At 50.1% G+C, this 13,936-nt stretch carries 20 protein-coding genes; 9 read left to right on the forward strand and 11 right to left on the reverse strand.

Annotated features, from left to right (window positions below):
- The first annotated feature begins 17 nt into the window (after window positions 1-17).
- The gene (locus tag MA03_RS06975) at window positions 18-857 is read left to right on the forward strand and encodes an NAD(+)/NADH kinase (protein WP_052884560.1); all 840 of its coding nucleotides are present in this window, start codon (window positions 18-20) and stop codon (window positions 855-857) included.
- Here MA03_RS06975 and MA03_RS06980 read toward each other — a convergent pair.
- The 4 genes from MA03_RS06980 to MA03_RS06995 are packed head-to-tail and all read right to left on the reverse strand — an operon-like array spanning window position 854 to window position 3,125.
- On the reverse strand, window positions 854-1,453 hold the full coding sequence (locus MA03_RS06980; protein ID WP_052884561.1) for a DUF2067 family protein: 600 nt from the start codon (window positions 1,451-1,453) through the stop codon (window positions 854-856). The genes MA03_RS06975 and MA03_RS06980 overlap by 4 nt on opposite strands.
- Window positions 1,454-1,456: 3 nt before the next feature.
- On the reverse strand, window positions 1,457-2,020 hold the full coding sequence (locus MA03_RS06985) for an exosome complex RNA-binding protein Csl4 (protein ID WP_052884562.1): 564 nt from the start codon (window positions 2,018-2,020) through the stop codon (window positions 1,457-1,459).
- A gap of 44 nt (window positions 2,021-2,064) precedes the next feature.
- Window positions 2,065-2,685, reverse strand: a complete 621-nt coding sequence (locus MA03_RS06990) for an METTL5 family protein (RefSeq protein ID WP_052884563.1) — start codon at window positions 2,683-2,685, stop codon at window positions 2,065-2,067.
- A gap of 35 nt (window positions 2,686-2,720) precedes the next feature.
- Complete coding sequence (locus MA03_RS06995) at window positions 2,721-3,125, reverse strand: zinc ribbon domain-containing protein (RefSeq protein WP_052884564.1); 405 nt, start codon at window positions 3,123-3,125, stop codon at window positions 2,721-2,723.
- Between MA03_RS06995 and MA03_RS07000 the strand changes: the two genes are divergently transcribed.
- A complete protein-coding gene (locus tag MA03_RS07000; RefSeq protein WP_052884565.1) occupies window positions 3,125-3,454 on the forward strand; it encodes a hypothetical protein in 330 nt (109 codons plus the stop codon). The genes MA03_RS06995 and MA03_RS07000 overlap by 1 nt on opposite strands.
- A gap of 116 nt (window positions 3,455-3,570) precedes the next feature.
- Here the strand turns inward: MA03_RS07000 and prf1 are convergent, their stop codons facing one another.
- Window positions 3,571-4,815, reverse strand: coding sequence for a peptide chain release factor aRF-1 (prf1, locus tag MA03_RS07005; protein ID WP_052884566.1), 1,245 nt, complete (start codon window positions 4,813-4,815; stop codon window positions 3,571-3,573).
- Between the two features lie 72 nt (window positions 4,816-4,887).
- On the opposite strand from prf1, the gene pyrH reads away from it, so the two are divergent.
- Window positions 4,888-5,574 carry a UMP kinase gene (gene pyrH / locus MA03_RS07010; RefSeq protein ID WP_052884567.1) on the forward strand — a complete coding sequence of 229 codons (687 nt, stop codon included), beginning with the start codon at window positions 4,888-4,890 and terminating at the stop codon, window positions 5,572-5,574.
- Here the strand turns inward: pyrH and sucD are convergent.
- The 3 genes from sucD to MA03_RS07025 are packed head-to-tail and all read right to left on the reverse strand — an operon-like array spanning window position 5,558 to window position 8,506.
- The gene (gene sucD, locus MA03_RS07015) at window positions 5,558-6,430 is read right to left on the reverse strand and encodes a succinate--CoA ligase subunit alpha (protein ID WP_052884568.1); all 873 of its coding nucleotides are present in this window, start codon (window positions 6,428-6,430) and stop codon (window positions 5,558-5,560) included. The genes pyrH and sucD overlap by 17 nt on opposite strands.
- A gap of 1 nt (window position 6,431) precedes the next feature.
- The gene (locus MA03_RS07020) at window positions 6,432-7,550 is read right to left on the reverse strand and encodes a succinate--CoA ligase subunit beta (protein WP_052884569.1); all 1,119 of its coding nucleotides are present in this window, start codon (window positions 7,548-7,550) and stop codon (window positions 6,432-6,434) included.
- Window positions 7,551-7,606: 56 nt separating this feature from the next.
- Window positions 7,607-8,506: a hypothetical protein gene (locus MA03_RS07025; protein ID WP_191118512.1), complete on the reverse strand. Its 900-nt coding sequence runs from the start codon at window positions 8,504-8,506 to the stop codon at window positions 7,607-7,609.
- Between the two features lie 56 nt (window positions 8,507-8,562).
- On the opposite strand from MA03_RS07025, the gene MA03_RS07030 reads away from it, so the two are divergent.
- Window positions 8,563-9,831 carry an MBL fold metallo-hydrolase gene (locus tag MA03_RS07030; RefSeq protein ID WP_052884571.1) on the forward strand — a complete coding sequence of 423 codons (1,269 nt, stop codon included), beginning with the start codon at window positions 8,563-8,565 and terminating at the stop codon, window positions 9,829-9,831.
- Window positions 9,832-9,847: 16 nt separating this feature from the next.
- Here the strand turns inward: MA03_RS07030 and hsp20 are convergent, their stop codons facing one another.
- Window positions 9,848-10,357, reverse strand: coding sequence for an archaeal heat shock protein Hsp20 (hsp20, locus tag MA03_RS07035; protein WP_052884572.1), 510 nt, complete (start codon window positions 10,355-10,357; stop codon window positions 9,848-9,850).
- Window positions 10,358-10,462: 105 nt separating this feature from the next.
- Between hsp20 and MA03_RS07040 the strand changes: the two genes are divergently transcribed.
- On the forward strand, window positions 10,463-10,786 hold the full coding sequence (locus tag MA03_RS07040) for a 30S ribosomal protein S24e (protein WP_191118513.1): 324 nt from the start codon (window positions 10,463-10,465) through the stop codon (window positions 10,784-10,786).
- A 12-nt stretch (window positions 10,787-10,798) separates the two neighbouring features.
- Window positions 10,799-10,957, forward strand: coding sequence for a 30S ribosomal protein S27ae (locus tag MA03_RS07045; RefSeq protein ID WP_052884574.1), 159 nt, complete (start codon window positions 10,799-10,801; stop codon window positions 10,955-10,957).
- 51 nt (window positions 10,958-11,008) lie between these two features.
- Here MA03_RS07045 and MA03_RS09025 read toward each other — a convergent pair whose 3' ends face one another.
- Window positions 11,009-11,137, reverse strand: coding sequence for a hypothetical protein (locus MA03_RS09025; protein ID WP_257719662.1), 129 nt, complete (start codon window positions 11,135-11,137; stop codon window positions 11,009-11,011).
- 2 nt (window positions 11,138-11,139) lie between these two features.
- Between MA03_RS09025 and MA03_RS08790 the strand changes: the two genes are divergently transcribed.
- The 3 genes from MA03_RS08790 to MA03_RS07055 all read left to right on the forward strand — a co-directional run bounded on the left by MA03_RS08790 (window position 11,140) and on the right by MA03_RS07055 (window position 13,202).
- On the forward strand, window positions 11,140-11,337 hold the full coding sequence (locus MA03_RS08790; RefSeq protein WP_191118514.1) for a hypothetical protein: 198 nt from the start codon (window positions 11,140-11,142) through the stop codon (window positions 11,335-11,337).
- A 183-nt stretch (window positions 11,338-11,520) separates the two neighbouring features.
- Window positions 11,521-12,510 (forward strand): KEOPS complex N(6)-L-threonylcarbamoyladenine synthase Kae1, encoded by a 990-nt coding sequence (gene kae1, locus MA03_RS07050; protein ID WP_052884942.1) that lies wholly within the window; start codon window positions 11,521-11,523, stop codon window positions 12,508-12,510.
- A complete protein-coding gene (locus tag MA03_RS07055; protein WP_052884575.1) occupies window positions 12,498-13,202 on the forward strand; it encodes a Kae1-associated kinase Bud32 in 705 nt (234 codons plus the stop codon). Before kae1 ends, MA03_RS07055 begins: the two co-directional genes overlap by 13 nt.
- Here the strand turns inward: MA03_RS07055 and MA03_RS07060 are convergent.
- On the reverse strand, window positions 13,199-13,936 hold the full coding sequence (locus tag MA03_RS07060) for a serine protein kinase RIO (RefSeq protein ID WP_052884576.1): 738 nt from the start codon (window positions 13,934-13,936) through the stop codon (window positions 13,199-13,201). The two genes, MA03_RS07055 and MA03_RS07060, sit on opposite strands and share 4 nt — an antisense overlap.

Below are 13,936 nucleotides of genomic sequence, written 5' to 3' on the forward strand. Positions count from 1 at the left end.
TTAATTCTAGAGCAGTTATGCGTGTATGGGTAAAGTCGAGCGGTATAGACTCTAATATACTTGACTGGGTGAAAAAGTTGGATTCTTTTCTCGAGAATAACGGAGTCGAGGTTTACGTAGATCCTGTTCTAGGGCACGTGTTAAGGAGGGAGGTTCTTCCTGAGTCAGAAGCTGAGCGTGCGGATTTTGCGATAATTTTGGGAGGTGATGGGGCTCTCTTACGCTCCGTCCAAAAGAGTAATGGCCGACTACCACCTGTAATCGGCTTCACCGTAATTGGTGTGGGTTTCTTCCTTTACTATAAAGTGGAAGACTACCCGAAAGTTCTAGCAAACATTTTTTCAGGAAAGTACGGGGTGGAAAGCGTAAGGCTTGGAGAATACGTCGCCGAGAGATTTAAGGGGGTTTTTCTCAACGAGTTATCTGTCTGGCCGCACACTGGCAGGCTAATCGAGTTCGAGGTTAGTGTGGGGGGTGAAAAACTCTACCATGCTAGATCAGACGGTATAATAGTAGCAACAGCGGCGGGAAGCACTGCGCATGCTCTCTCATATGGCTCACCAATAATAATGCCACCTGACACTCCCGTTCTCGAGGTTGTTTTTCCCGGCGTGCTCTCACCATTGATCAAACCCTTAATAACATATTCCCATGAAATAGAGCTTCAAGTTATGACGTTACCTGCTCTCATGTCAGTTGACGGGCAAAACACTACAAACCTTGAACATGCGAGCATTATACGCGTAAAGCCCTCAGACATGGCGCTTAAACTGGTCAAAGTCAGCGATTACATGAGATCCTTCAACGAAAGGATAAGACTAAGGCTTACAGATAGAGGTCTCTCACGGATAATCTAGGTTTTCTGGAAGATTATTCTTAGCGCCGTCTCATAATTGAGCTTGAGGGATATCCTTCCACGATCCTCCGTCAAGAATCCCTGTTCTGACAGCTGTCTGATCGCCTCCTCCGTAGGGAGGTTTTTTGTCAGCGAGTACAACGCTATTAGGCGGCGGGCTTGAGCAGTTGCCTTTATCTCGAGAAGCTCACCGTAAAGTTTTGAAAGCTTTTCAACCATTTTCGTGAGCTGGTCCAGAGGGGCATTGGTACGCAGCTTATCTCTAACCGCCTCTGCCTTGTACCCCTGTATCCTCAGGGTAGTTATGAGAAGCGAAAGAGGAATAGGCTGCTCAAGTCTTGACAAGGAAAAAACGGTGGAAATATCATAGTCTTTCACAAGGCCATAAGCGTAAGGCCTTCTCTTCTGATTATACAGCTCTCTGATTTTACGAATAACCTGCTCAGAGTTCTCCGACTCAGGGACAAAAACTTTAACCTTGTTAGTCTTGAGCTCGCCTAGAAAACTCTTCCCAGGCAGAATTCTCTCAAGCATCTCGAGAAACTCCAATGCTTCCTCGGGAGACGAGAAGACAAGCGTAAAGGTAGTCCCCCTCAAAAACTAACCCCTCAGGGCGTACTTACTACTAGTCTTCCTCCGAGCCTTGGCCCTACAAGCTGGACAGACCAACCGTAGCCCCCTCAGCTTCATGGGAGTAAGGCACTTAGGGCACCGGGCAACCAAGACGCCGTACTCCCGTCCTTTAATCGATAACAGGTATGGTGGTCCCCCAGGTTCAGCTACATAGGCCCTAAGTATGTCCCCATAGCCTATGACGTCGTAGAGGCTTTTCACCCTTGATGAGGAGATGTTTGAAACCGTCAGTACTCCGGAGACAGGTGGCTGCAGCTCTGTTTTCTTATTTTCAACATAAAAGATCCTCACGTAAGCAACAGGGTCCCGGATGAACTCAACGCTCGCATACACTATGTCCTTCGGTGATAAGGGTAAAGCCGTACGTTTAACAGACTTTAACTCGAGGACACGGTGAATCATATCTAGTTGAGGGGTTCCGACAAGTTTAGCCTTCAAATACCCTCCATCAACATATACCCCGTACCCGGGAAGATACTCTTCTTCGACGCCTAGAGCATCTCCGGGTACAACTATGTCGCCCTCACTCATATTACCACCATAGTAATTTCTCGGGTATATATAATCAATCAGCTTTACACTCTCTCCAGGCGTATAACGACGACCGGAAAACAATGTCTTCTCTTCTTATGCCACTCGAACATCCACGGCAAACATATCTTCTCGCTGTAGACTTTCAATACTTTAAACCCCCAACCTATAGCATTCTCAACAACGTAATCAATACTTGATTCCTTGTGGATAGAGTAGACCACCCTCGCTACGCGAGAAGCGGTTCTCAAGAACGCCATGTCAGCCCCCCTCCTGTGAACCCCGAAAGGAGGGTTCTGTACGACCGTGTCGAATAAAAACCCTGAACGCAACGGGAGATTGTTTACGTCGGCAACAAGTGCGTCGAAGCGTATGTCAATACCGTAGTCCTTAACCCAAGTCCATGCCTGTCGGATACTCTCATCATCCACCTCGACAAGCACGACCTTATATGCGCCTAGAAGAGCAGCACCTATCCCAAGCCTTCCAGTACCCGCACCCAGGTCCGCGACAACCTTGTCAGCAATGTCCCCGAAGTGGTGTTCAGCTAGCCATAGAAGGGTTGCGGCTAGTGTTGATGGCGTAGCATACTGTTCCAGCTCAGCTTTTGGACTCGGGTGATGAGGCACCGTGTTAAGGACACGCTCCAACTCGCGCTTAAGCATTCATACACTAATAGAAGTCTCGGCCTTAATTATTGTTATAAATGACTCTTAATGACTGATCCACCCTGCGCCACTAGGGCGGGCTCCCGGTTACCCCTCCTAGGGGTTATTCTTTGGCTCCCGGTGGTTGTCTTTTTCTTCTCGGTGGCGGCCACTACGCCTTGGTGTGTCGGTATGAAGGCTTCTATCTTGCTTGGTGCCGGCAGGGTGTAGCCGGCCTTCCTGGCAATGTTCAAGCATGCGTTTATGTCCGCGTTGGCCTCGAGGCCGCACCGGGGGCACTTGTAGAGGCCGCGGTGGATCTTGACGCCGTACTCCTGTGCCTTCTCCGCGATCCACCTCTCCCCAAAGCAACCCCCTGGGAGAGGGCTGGGCCCCGGCTCTGCGGTAAGGCTTATATAGGTGGTAAGGTTTATACCAGTGGTTCGGATCTTAATCATTGGCCCGGAGCGGGTTGGGCTCGGGCCTCATCGGGAGGACTATTTCATCACGGGCTTCATCGCCGGGGCTCAGCCCCCTCTACTCTTTTTTTTTCCTAGAAGAGGATGTAGGGGCTATACAGGCTTTTCAGGTGAACCATGCAAGGAGGGCGTGGTACGCCCTGAGCGAGGCGGTCGAGGAGGTGAACATTCGACGCACACGCATCGCCTCCCTAAGGATATACGCGGCCATCCCCCCAGACTACAGGAAGACACTCGACAGCATAGAAGCGATGCTCAGAGAGCTAGAAGAGCACAGAGACACTCTTGAAAGCATCCTCGAGGAATGAGAAGCGGGGAAGACATACTAGAACCCCAAAAATATAGATCAATTGATCTCGCGATGTAATGAGAAACCGATTTTTGAATCAAGGAACTCCATCAAACGTGGAAGGATCCGGTAAAGCTACCTTTGCAAGCGGTATCTTAGTATTGCCCCAATGCCTCCAAACGTTCTAAGGAACTCTTTCCCCTCACTTGACTGGTCTGAGATCAATATTACCTCGGCTCCCCCCTGCTCGGCCAGCTCGGCCAGCTCCTCGACAATGTCCTTGGCCTCTAGAATTTCCACTTCGCCCCCACACTTAGGACATTTAAGCAGCTGCATCTGGCCTTCACCCTGCACGGTAGTTGTAAACTCGTGCCTGCAAACCTTACAGGCTGCCTTGACGCGTGTCTTGTTAAGCGATTCCGAGATAAGCAGTTTTTCCACAGCGTTGTTCTTTAGGGCTTCTCGAACCTCCTCTTCACCATAGGTTATAAGCCCGTCGTCGCGTGAGAGGTGATACAGAAACTCATTAACAACTTCTCTCTCCCTCATAAACTGTACATCCTTTATAAGATCCTTAGCCCTCTCGAGGAGTTCATATACACCCGCAGCCCCTCCGTAGCCTGTGTCAAATATACCGATAATCTTGTTCTTTAACTCGTAGTGCAGGTAGTCCCCCTCCGCGAACTCGTTCTTGGAGAGGCCGGGTCCCCCGATTATAATCCCCTTCAACTCGTCCTTGATTGGTAAAAGTATCTTGTTAGCGTGCTCCCCAACTCTCTTATAAAACTCATGCACCAGTTGTTCACGGATTCGCTCAAAACGCCGAGCTGACTGTCCTCCGGCCCGGTGTTTTCCAGGTATCCCAGAGGTTAGTTCATCGACTATTTCAAGGCTTTTCCCCCGTAGGATGGCTATTGCTGCCTCATCCCTCTCGATAAGTATCAACGCATAAACATCTCTGACCTTAATCATGTCTTCAAGAATCTCTGTGTAGAACTTCGAGTCGCAACGGTAAAGCCACACCTTTAGCTTTTGCGGAGGCTCCAATACATAGACCTCCATCTTTTCGCGGCCAGGAACATCACTCGCCGTATATCCTGCAAACATGACAAGTCCGTTAGGAGGAGTTTCCCGGAACAGTTTAAGCCTGTTAATAATCGTTGCCAGTGCATCTAGCACGTGATGCCTCGTCGTCCTATCCTTAATGTTGGAGGCAGTAGCGTACTCATAGTTAAGCGTGTTCAAAACGTCAGCGATAGGTCTGCCGGCTGGGATATAGAGGGAGACGAGCTCAGTACCTCTCCCCTCTTTTTTCTTTAACTCTTCTATGAGCTTCTCAATCTTGTAGCGCTCGATCTCAACGTGAGTCTGCGTACTCATTATGAACCCCTTACGCGGTTAAACAAACCTAATAAGTTTTTATTACTTTTGAGCATTTGACAAGACGAGACGATGAAGAGGTTCGTTGTAAAGCTCGGGGGCAGCCTCTTATTCGACGATGATGGGTTGGTCAAGATAGACTTCGTGAAGAACACTCTTACAGTGCTTCGTGAAGCTGCTAAAGACGATACCAAGATAATCGTCGTCGTGGGGGGAGGAGTTACTGCCAGGAAGTACATACACCAAGCCCGCCCCTATGTAGAGAACGAGTCAGCCCTCGACCAGCTGGGTATACTCGCCTCGCGTCTAAACGCTGCCTTACTCCACTCAATATATTATAAGACGTTCCCCGTTATACCTAGCTCGCTAGAGGAATTAGCCAGGATTGTTGCGTCAGCGCTCCCGGTGATATTTATGGGGGGTCTTCAACCCGGACAATCGACAACAACGGTTTCAGCACTAGCTGCCGAGGCCACTGGCAGTCAACTCATAATCGCGACGGACGTTGAGGGGGTGTATACGGCAGACCCTAAGCGTGATCCCAGCGCCAAGCTCCTCAAAAGCGTGAGCATTGATTCCCTCATTGACATATTTTCAAAGGTTCAGAAGGCAGGAGAATACAGGCTGTTTGACTCACTCACGCTACAGATAATTAAGAGAGCCAAGATTCATACAAGAGTTCTAAAGGGCGACCCACCTGAAAACATAATAAGAGCCATTGAAGGCGAGGACATAGGGACTCTCATAGAGCCTGCTTGAGAAGCACAGGTATCTCTTCGAGGGTACGCGCAACCATTATCCCTGCACGCGTCAAAGCCTCAACCTTACTTTCATAAGTGCCTTGACGTCCATACACAATCGCACCAGCGTGACCCATCTTTTTTCCAGGCGGAGCGCTTCTCCCAGCTATAAAGGCAATTACGGGCTTCCTGTTCTCAGTTTTCGCGTAGAACTCCGCGAACTTCTCCTCCTTGTTTCCCCCAATCTCACCGATCAACACGATTGCCCTAGTGGCCTGGTCCCGCTGAAACAAGAGATACACGTCCTCAAAGGAAAGACCGGTTACAGGGTCACCCCCTATACCGATAGCAGTAGAAACACCAAAACCCTGCTTGGAAAGCTCAAGCGATACCTCGTAGGTAAGGGTCCCGCTCCTAGAAACCAGTCCAACCTGGCCTGGCTTAAAATATTCACCCGGCATTATGCCGACCTTAGCGTAGGGCGGAGTGATAACACCTGGTGTATTCGGTCCAACTATGGTAACATCACGGCTACGCGCATAGGAGACGAATTTAAGGGTCTCATGAACAGGTATATGCTCGGTGATTACGACTATCCTCTTGATCCCAGAGTCAACCGCCTCGTAGACTGCGTCCGGTGCAGCTGGCGCCGGCACAAAAATTATAGAAGTGTTTATCTCAGGATGATTCCTCACAGCCTCGTCGACACTATCGTATACAGGGATCCCGTGAACAGTCGACCCCCTCTTTCCAGGCGAGACTCCTGCGACGATACGGGTTCCATACTTTAACATCTCTTCAGTATGCATTGCCCCCTGACGACCTGTAATACCCTGTACCACTACAACGGTGTCAGGACCCACGATTACGCCCATGCTATCTCACCACCTCTTTAAGAGCCTCATGGAACTCACGATACGCGGGGATACCAGCCTCGCTGAGTATCCTGCGGCCCTCCTCTTCTTTGAAGCCTGAAAGCCTGAAAACAACCTTGACATCGTTCCTCTTTGAATTCCTTAATGCCTCAAGTGCCCCTGTTGCTACCTCGTCGCAACGCGTTATGCCACCGAGAATATTTACTAGTATACGCTTTACGCTTGACTTCTCTAAGACTATTCCTAGGGCTGTTTTAACTCTCTCGGAACTAGCTCCTCCCCCAAGATCGAGGAAAAGGCCGGGCTTGGCACCTAGAGATACAACTGCGTCAAGAGTCGCCATAGTGAGGCCAGCCCCGTTGCCGATCACCGCTGTGTCCCCGTTGAGCAGGACCAGCGAGAAGCCCGCCTTCTTGGCCACGGCTTCCTCGGGCTCGAGTTCGGCTTCGTAACGCTTCTTTATCTCAGAAAGAAGCGGGTTCATGTCGAGGGCATCATCATCTACAATGGCTTTGGAGTCTAAGGCGAATATTCCCTCCTCGGTCACGGCTAGAGGATTAAGCTCGAGCAGGTGGAGATTGTAATCCCAGAGCGTTGAGAACATGGCTCCCAGTATAACCTGTGCGGATTCATGCGGAATTCCGAGAAACGTTGCCGTACGCCGCACCATATACGCGCGTAGCCCCTCAAACGGGTCAATACGGATTCTAAGGAGCTCTCCCGAGGAAGCCTGGGACTCCACATCTATTCCACCTTCACGAGCCGCAAGCAATAGGATCCCGGGAGGACTGTATTCTATCATCATGGACAAGTAGAGTTCTCTCTGGACACTCATACGTTTGGAAACTACGACATATCTTACCGGCTTCCCATTAAAGCTACGTGAAAGATACTCGTGGGCTAATCGTCTAGCCTCCCCGGCGTTATCGGCGAAGCCTATAAGCCCTGCCTTTGCCCTCCCCCAGCCCCTAACCTGAGCCTTGACGACATAAGGGGGAGGAAAACTGTCAAGGCATGACTCGAGGCTGTCAAGGTTTTCACTCGAGATTATACAGTGAGGCTCGACGGGGATTCCACGCTGTGAAATAATATTCTTTATCTCGAACTCGTACGGGATCACGAATTAATTACACAAGTAAATTTTAATATAATTTTAGCAGGTAACCCCGCTCCTTGCTATCGTAGCAGAGCATGAAGAATGTAGGAAGCGTTTAGCAAAGCTATAACAGACTTAGAGACCTCAACGTAATTCTTCAGTCCCAAGCTTACCTCAATAACCTTAGCAGGCCTCCCAGACAACCTCTCATAGAGAGTAGTTGTGATCTTTACTCCTCTACCCGCTGTAAACCTATCCTCATCGCTGCCCTCGACGCAGAGCATATCTTCGTCAAGCTGACTTGTGGCAAGCCCCGAAAGCTCAGCAAGCACGTTTGCATAGCTCTCAGAGACGATAAAGCACGACTCATCTGCATCACGACAGCTAAAATATAACGTTAGAAGAGGTTCCGGGAGATCCCTAAGTAGCACTTCCAGAGGAGATGTTAAAATCTCACTTCCCGGAACATTTAGCACCTTGACCGATCCATCTCGTCGTATACCCAAGATCAAATAATCCTTGTACTCTTTCGCGAGATGTTCACTAAGCTGGCCCACCTCATCCTCATCTGTGAATACCAGGACAACGTTTCCCAGAATAAAAACTGTTTGAGCTTCTGTGTCGAAAATGGGCTTGTATTGCTTTAGAAGAGACTCTCTAAACAAGTCATAGTCTACGAGCTCAACGCCAGTCATTATCCTTGAGAGAGTCTTGATCCCCCCGGCAATACTGGGAAAAACACAGGGGACGACGAACAGGTGTGTGTCGCCCGTAAACCTTAGCACTGCGTCAGCTATAACTTCCGTCGCACGTGGACACCCATAGAAATCACTCACTAGGAGGATGGGCGGATGATCCTGTGATCCGAACTCGAACATCTTTACGGTCTCCCCGAAAAAGTCCCTACTCTCACGAGTTTTGCTTGAGAGGGGCTCCAATGATTCATATACTTCGCGGCAAAGCATAGCCTGAACATCCAATAGATATCAAAAAGCTTTATTTTTGGTTTTTAAAATGCTTGACTGGGTATAATTTAATGAAAGTAAAACTCCTAGGAGCAGCTCAAGAGGTTGGGAGATCAGGGATACTCGTTGAGCTAGAGGACGGGAAGAAAATACTGCTAGACTATGGAGTCAGCCTTGAGGGTGAAGAACCACAGTTTCCCCTACCAGTCAAGCCGAGAGAGATAAACCTTGTCGCGGTCTCACATGCACATCTCGACCACAGCGGGGCAGTTCCATTGCTTTACATCTCGGGCTCACCCCAACTTCTAATGACGCCTCTAACTCTGAGCCTGTCCGACCTTCTAATAAGAGACTTCCTGAAACTCTCAAAGTACTATGTTCCCTACGAGTACGCAGAAGTGGAGAAGGCCATGGATAACGCCATACTGAAGGGATACAATGAGGAATACGATATAGACGGCATCACGATACGGCTATCAGACGCCGGCCACATCCCAGGGAGCTCAATGATAAGCATAGACACGGGAAGCTATACGATACTATACACCGGCGACTACGCGCTTCACGATACATGCCTCCTCCGCATGGGAAGCAAGTCAGAGTTCTCGAGGGCCGACCTGATCATAACCGAGTCAACCTACGCGGAGTATGATCACCCGCCCAGGGACTGGGTCGAAAGAGAATTTATAAACACTGTACGCGAAGTCGTAGAGAGCGGGGGGACAGTCCTAATACCTTCTTTCGCTGTTGGAAGGGCTCAAGAAATCTTATGTGTACTAGCCAAGTATGACTTCCCGCACAGAGTGTACGTTGACGGAATGGCAAGAGCCGCAAACGATCTGATCCTCGAAGATGCCTATCTGTTGAGGGATCCAGGGCTCTTCGAGAAGGCTGTGGATATGGCGCGGAAAATCAGAGACTGGAACGACCGCAAAAAAGCAGTCGAGGAGCCATCAGTTATAATCTCGCCCGCGGGTATGCTTCACGGCGGCCCTAGCGAGTGGTACATGGAGAAGATAATGGAGGCCGAGAAAAACGCCGTGGTCTTCGTCAGCTTTGCAATACCCCAGACTCCTGCAAGGCAAGTTCTCGAGACTGGGGTCTTCGCCTCCCCCACGAAGAAGGGAAACGTAAAGGCAAGGATAGAATGGTTCGACTTCTCTGCGCACTCTGGGAGAAGCGAGCTAATAGAGTCCATCATGATATCCAAGAATAGTGCCAAGTTCCTTCTAGTACACGGGGAGCCGGAGGCCGAGAAGACCATGGCTAAGCATGTTGAGGAAAACGGCAGGATGGCTATTGCCCCAAGCCTCGGAGAAGAAGTAGAAATAAAAATGTAATTTCAGTGGTCGACCTTTACTCGATCTTTATCTTTACTCCCCTCTCCTTTGCCTTCTTCTCCTTCTTCTCTACAGTTACTGTCAGAACGCCGTTCTTGTATTGTGCCTTCGCTGTGTCAGGCTTGATCGGCTCCTTGAAGGCAACCTCCTTGTAGTATTTCCGCTCGCCAGTCGTGGAAACTACAAGCGAGTTCTCAGTCGCCTCGATGTTGATTTCTTCTTTCTCGACGCCGGGGAGATCCATGATTACACGGTAATGGTCTCCCTCGTCAAATATGTCGGTGAAAGGCTCGATACTCTCCTTAACAACAGGCCGCACAGGACCGGGGCGGATATTACCCCACTCACGCACCTTAGGCACCCCGTCTGGTCCAATCTCGACTGAGAACCCGTAGTAGTATGGGCCTATCACTCGCGTCCTTCCCCCTTCTCCGATGAAGGGCTCCCGAACCATTTCCTCGAACATTTTGTCGAATTCCTCCATTAGCTTTCTAACACGCCTAAACCACTGGTCAAAATCCTCCATATGGATCACCGGTTCTTAAATCCGTGGAGGCTGGATAAATATCTTTACTGCTCGACAAGCAAGAAAATATTTAAAAGAGTAAAAGCATTGCCGGAAAAGGAGAGTATGTCTCAAGGCGACATAAAGGTCATTAAGGATAGGTTCAACAAGCTGATACCCAGACAGGAGATTATCGTGGAGATAAACCATTTCGGCTCAGGAACCCCTAGCAGACAACAGATAGCTGAGAGAGTTAAAAACGCACTGGCCATCCCAGCAAACAAAGTCGTCGTGGTGCGAAAAGCCGTGACAGCCTATGGTTCCTACGTGACACGGGCACTACTCCACGTCTATGACTCGATCGAGAGGGCAAAGGCATTCGAGCCAAAATACATCCTCAAGAGGAATGGGCTAGTCCAGGAACAGCAGGCTACCCAGCAGACACAATAGGGGTGAGCAGAGGTGGCCGAGATAAACAAGCTATACGAGTACGACTACAAGACTGGCACAATCAAGCTAAAAAACAAGAAGTGTCCCAGATGCGGCTCCATAATGGCCCACCATAAGAAGCCCGTAGAGCGCTGGGCCTGCGGCAAGTGCGGCTACACCGAGTTTGTATAACTGACCCGCTCTGCGACACTAGGGCGGGCTCCCGGGTTACTCTTCTTGGGGTTATTCTCTGGCTCCTGGTGGCGTGTTTTTCTTCTCGTTGAGTGGTGTGACGCCTTGGTGTGTCGGTATGAAGGCTTCGATCTTGCTTGGTGCCGGCAGGGTGTATCCTGCTTTCCTGGCGATGTTCAAGCATGTGTTTATGCCAGCGTCGATCTCTAGGCCACAGTTCCTGCACAAGCATCGAAGCCTTCAGGGCGTACACCGGCATCCCGCCAGACCTGGGGAAGGCACTCGACAGCATAGATGCAATGCTCAGGGAGCTCGAAGAACTCTCAGCCAGGATTGAAGTCCTTCTCGGAGGCTGGATTCTTTCTCTAGCCTTGACTTGAGAAGCTATCACCTCACCCCTCAAACGGGCGTTTTACAATCATTCAATCTCTCTGAGCAGCCTATTCTTCAGTCAGTCTCTGGATAAGCTGGCTTTATGAGTCGTGCAACACCAGGTGGAGGGACTTCTCTTACCATTCAACGTAAAGACAAAATACTGGGGTGCCAGATCTTTCTATGGTAACATGACGATTGTTCTCGGCATCGAGTCAACGGCGCACACTTTCGGGGTAGGCATAGCTACAGAGCGCGGCGAGATTCTCGCAAACGTTTTTAAGACGTATCGGCCCCCCTCGGGCGGTATAAAGCCAAGCGAGGCTGCCGAGCATCACAGCAAGGTAGCCCCTGGAGTTCTTAAGGAGGCCCTGAGGAAGGCCTCACTTGATCCCCCGGATCTTGACGCTATAGCCGTAGCCCTCGGCCCGGGTATGGGCCCATGCCTTCGCGTGGGGGCGACTCTGGCCAGATACCTGGCTTTAAAGTATGATAAGCCCCTCGTGCCTGTTAATCACGCGGTAGCACACATCGAGATTGCACTGCTAACTACGGGGTTTAAGGATCCCGTAATAGTCTACGTAGCCGGGGGGAACACAATCATATCCGCATTTAACGCTGGCAGGTATAGGGTCTTCGGGGAAACTCTAGACATACCCATTGGAAACTGTCTCGACACCTTTGCCCGCGAGATAGGCTTAGGCTTCCCAGGTGTCCCAAAGCTGGAAGAGCTTGCAAGGAAAGGATCCAATTATATCGAGCTTCCCTATGTAGTCAAGGGTCAAGATCTCTCATACAGCGGGCTCTTAACATATGCGTTAAAACTCTACAAGGAGGGAAGCTATAAGCTCGAGGATCTCTGTTTCAGCCTCTTAGAAACAGCGTACTCCATGCTTGTGGAGGTCACAGAGCGTGCAGTGGCTCACACGGGCAAGAGAGAAGTTGTATTGACGGGGGGAGTCGCCAGGAGCGAGCTACTCTCAAGGAAACTACAGCTAATGGCTGAGTCTAGAGGGGTTTCCTTTGCGAGGGTATTGGGAGAACTAGCAGGGGATAACGGTGCGATGATCGCGTATACAGGTGCACTCGCATACACGAGCGGAATCACGATCCCGGTAGAGGAGAGCAGGATAAGGCCTCTCTGGAGGCTTGACGAGGTGGACATACCTTGGAGGAAGTAGCTAGACTACTGGAGGAGAAGATAGGGCTCTCGCCTGCAAGGATCATCGCTGTCGGGGCGGAAGCAGTTCTCGTGGAAGGCGTCCTCTCAAGTGAGAAAGTCGTGGCTAAATACAGGTTGCCGAAACCATACAGGGATCCACAACTCGACGTGAAGCTACGCAAGGCTAGGACAAGCTTAGAGGCACGCCTGTTGGCCAAGGCTGGGCTCTTAGGGGTAAATGTCCCGGACATCGTCTACCTAGACGCGGAAGATGGATTACTGGTTATGTCGTATATTGAGGGCCTGAAACTAAAGGAGGTAATTGAAAAGGGGAGCAATGAAGAAATTCCGCATCTCTTGCACCGTGCAGGCTCCATGGTTGCATCACTACACATGAACGGGATAATACACGGTGACCTAACCACCAGCAACTTTCTTGTAAGCGGGAACGATGTGTGGCTCGTGGACTTTGGTCTCGGCTTTTTCTCGCAGAGAGAAGAGGACAAAGGCACAGATCTCCACCTTTTTCTCCGCGTGCTCGAAAGCACGCATCCAATCTCAACTGATTTGTTGTTCTCGCATTTCATAGAAGGGTATAGGGAGCGGGCAGGTGACGAATCTACGCAGAGGGTTCTGAGCAGGATGCGCGAGATACGGCTTAGAGGTCGCTATGTTGCATCGAGGCGCAAAGGCTTGCCTGGAACATCCTAACGTTCATGCAGAATCTCTTCCAAGAATTCTTCCGGTCTACCAGTTTCCACGTTTAGGCTCCTGAAATACCTGTAAATATTGATGATATCGTTTCTCAGAAAGTCTACAGCGTTGGGGTGCGACCTGAGAACCGCCGACCCGAAATCGATGACCATGATCTCGTCGTTCTCCTTTATCATGATGTTATATTCTGAGAGATCCGCGTGAACCAGCTCGCCTTCTAGGTAGAGCTTCTTAATAAAGCCCTTTATATCCTCTAAAACCTTTCCAGGGTCATCGGGGGGTCTATCCTTCAAAAGGGGGTATGGGACGCCGCTCTCACCAAGAAACTCCATAATCAGAATGTTTTCCTCGAAGGCTATGGGCCGAGGAACCGGGAGACCAATAGAGTAAGCCCTTTTAAGGTTTCGAAACTCTTTCCTGCACCACGCGTTTATAAAACCTATTGGGTCTCGGGGAGCATTTTCAAACCTGGGATCGCCAAGGATATACTTAAGACGACTCTTCCTAAACTCCGACGTCCAGACAAGATAGATCTTGACTGCTACGTCATCGCCCTCAGGGGTAACCCCCCTGTAAACCCTTGCTTCTTTCCCCGTAGACACGACTCCATAGAGCTTAGAAAGAACACCTTTGTTCATCAGCCTGTAAACCGCCATGATTGTCCGATAGTCGAATACATCCTCTAAGACTTTCCTAAGCTCGGAGTCCTTCTCAAGCCGGTCCGGACACAT

The organism is Thermofilum uzonense (assembly GCF_000993805.1).
In the GTDB taxonomy this organism is placed as follows: domain Archaea; phylum Thermoproteota; class Thermoprotei; order Thermofilales; family Thermofilaceae; genus Thermofilum; species Thermofilum uzonense.

Excerpts from the sequence above, each read along its gene's own strand:
- sucD (WP_052884568.1), bottom strand. The coding sequence starts at position 6,430 with ATGGGCGTAATCGTGGGTCCTGACACCGTTGTAGTGGTACAGGGTATT.
- kae1 (WP_052884942.1), top strand. The coding sequence starts at position 11,521 with ATGACGATTGTTCTCGGCATCGAGTCAACGGCGCACACTTTCGGGGTA.
- MA03_RS06975 (WP_052884560.1), top strand. The coding sequence starts at position 18 with ATGCGTGTATGGGTAAAGTCGAGCGGTATAGACTCTAATATACTTGAC.
- hsp20 (WP_052884572.1), bottom strand. The coding sequence starts at position 10,357 with ATGGAGGATTTTGACCAGTGGTTTAGGCGTGTTAGAAAGCTAATGGAG.
- MA03_RS07030 (WP_052884571.1), top strand. The coding sequence starts at position 8,563 with ATGAAAGTAAAACTCCTAGGAGCAGCTCAAGAGGTTGGGAGATCAGGG.
- MA03_RS06990 (WP_052884563.1), bottom strand. The coding sequence starts at position 2,685 with ATGCTTAAGCGCGAGTTGGAGCGTGTCCTTAACACGGTGCCTCATCAC.
- MA03_RS07060 (WP_052884576.1), bottom strand. The coding sequence starts at position 13,936 with ATGTGTCCGGACCGGCTTGAGAAGGACTCCGAGCTTAGGAAAGTCTTA.
- MA03_RS07040 (WP_191118513.1), top strand. The coding sequence starts at position 10,463 with ATGTCTCAAGGCGACATAAAGGTCATTAAGGATAGGTTCAACAAGCTG.
- MA03_RS08790 (WP_191118514.1), top strand. The coding sequence starts at position 11,140 with ATGTGTTTATGCCAGCGTCGATCTCTAGGCCACAGTTCCTGCACAAGC.
- MA03_RS06985 (WP_052884562.1), bottom strand. The coding sequence starts at position 2,020 with ATGAGTGAGGGCGACATAGTTGTACCCGGAGATGCTCTAGGCGTCGAA.
- MA03_RS06995 (WP_052884564.1), bottom strand. The coding sequence starts at position 3,125 with ATGATTAAGATCCGAACCACTGGTATAAACCTTACCACCTATATAAGC.
- pyrH (WP_052884567.1), top strand. The coding sequence starts at position 4,888 with ATGAAGAGGTTCGTTGTAAAGCTCGGGGGCAGCCTCTTATTCGACGAT.
- prf1 (WP_052884566.1), bottom strand. The coding sequence starts at position 4,815 with ATGAGTACGCAGACTCACGTTGAGATCGAGCGCTACAAGATTGAGAAG.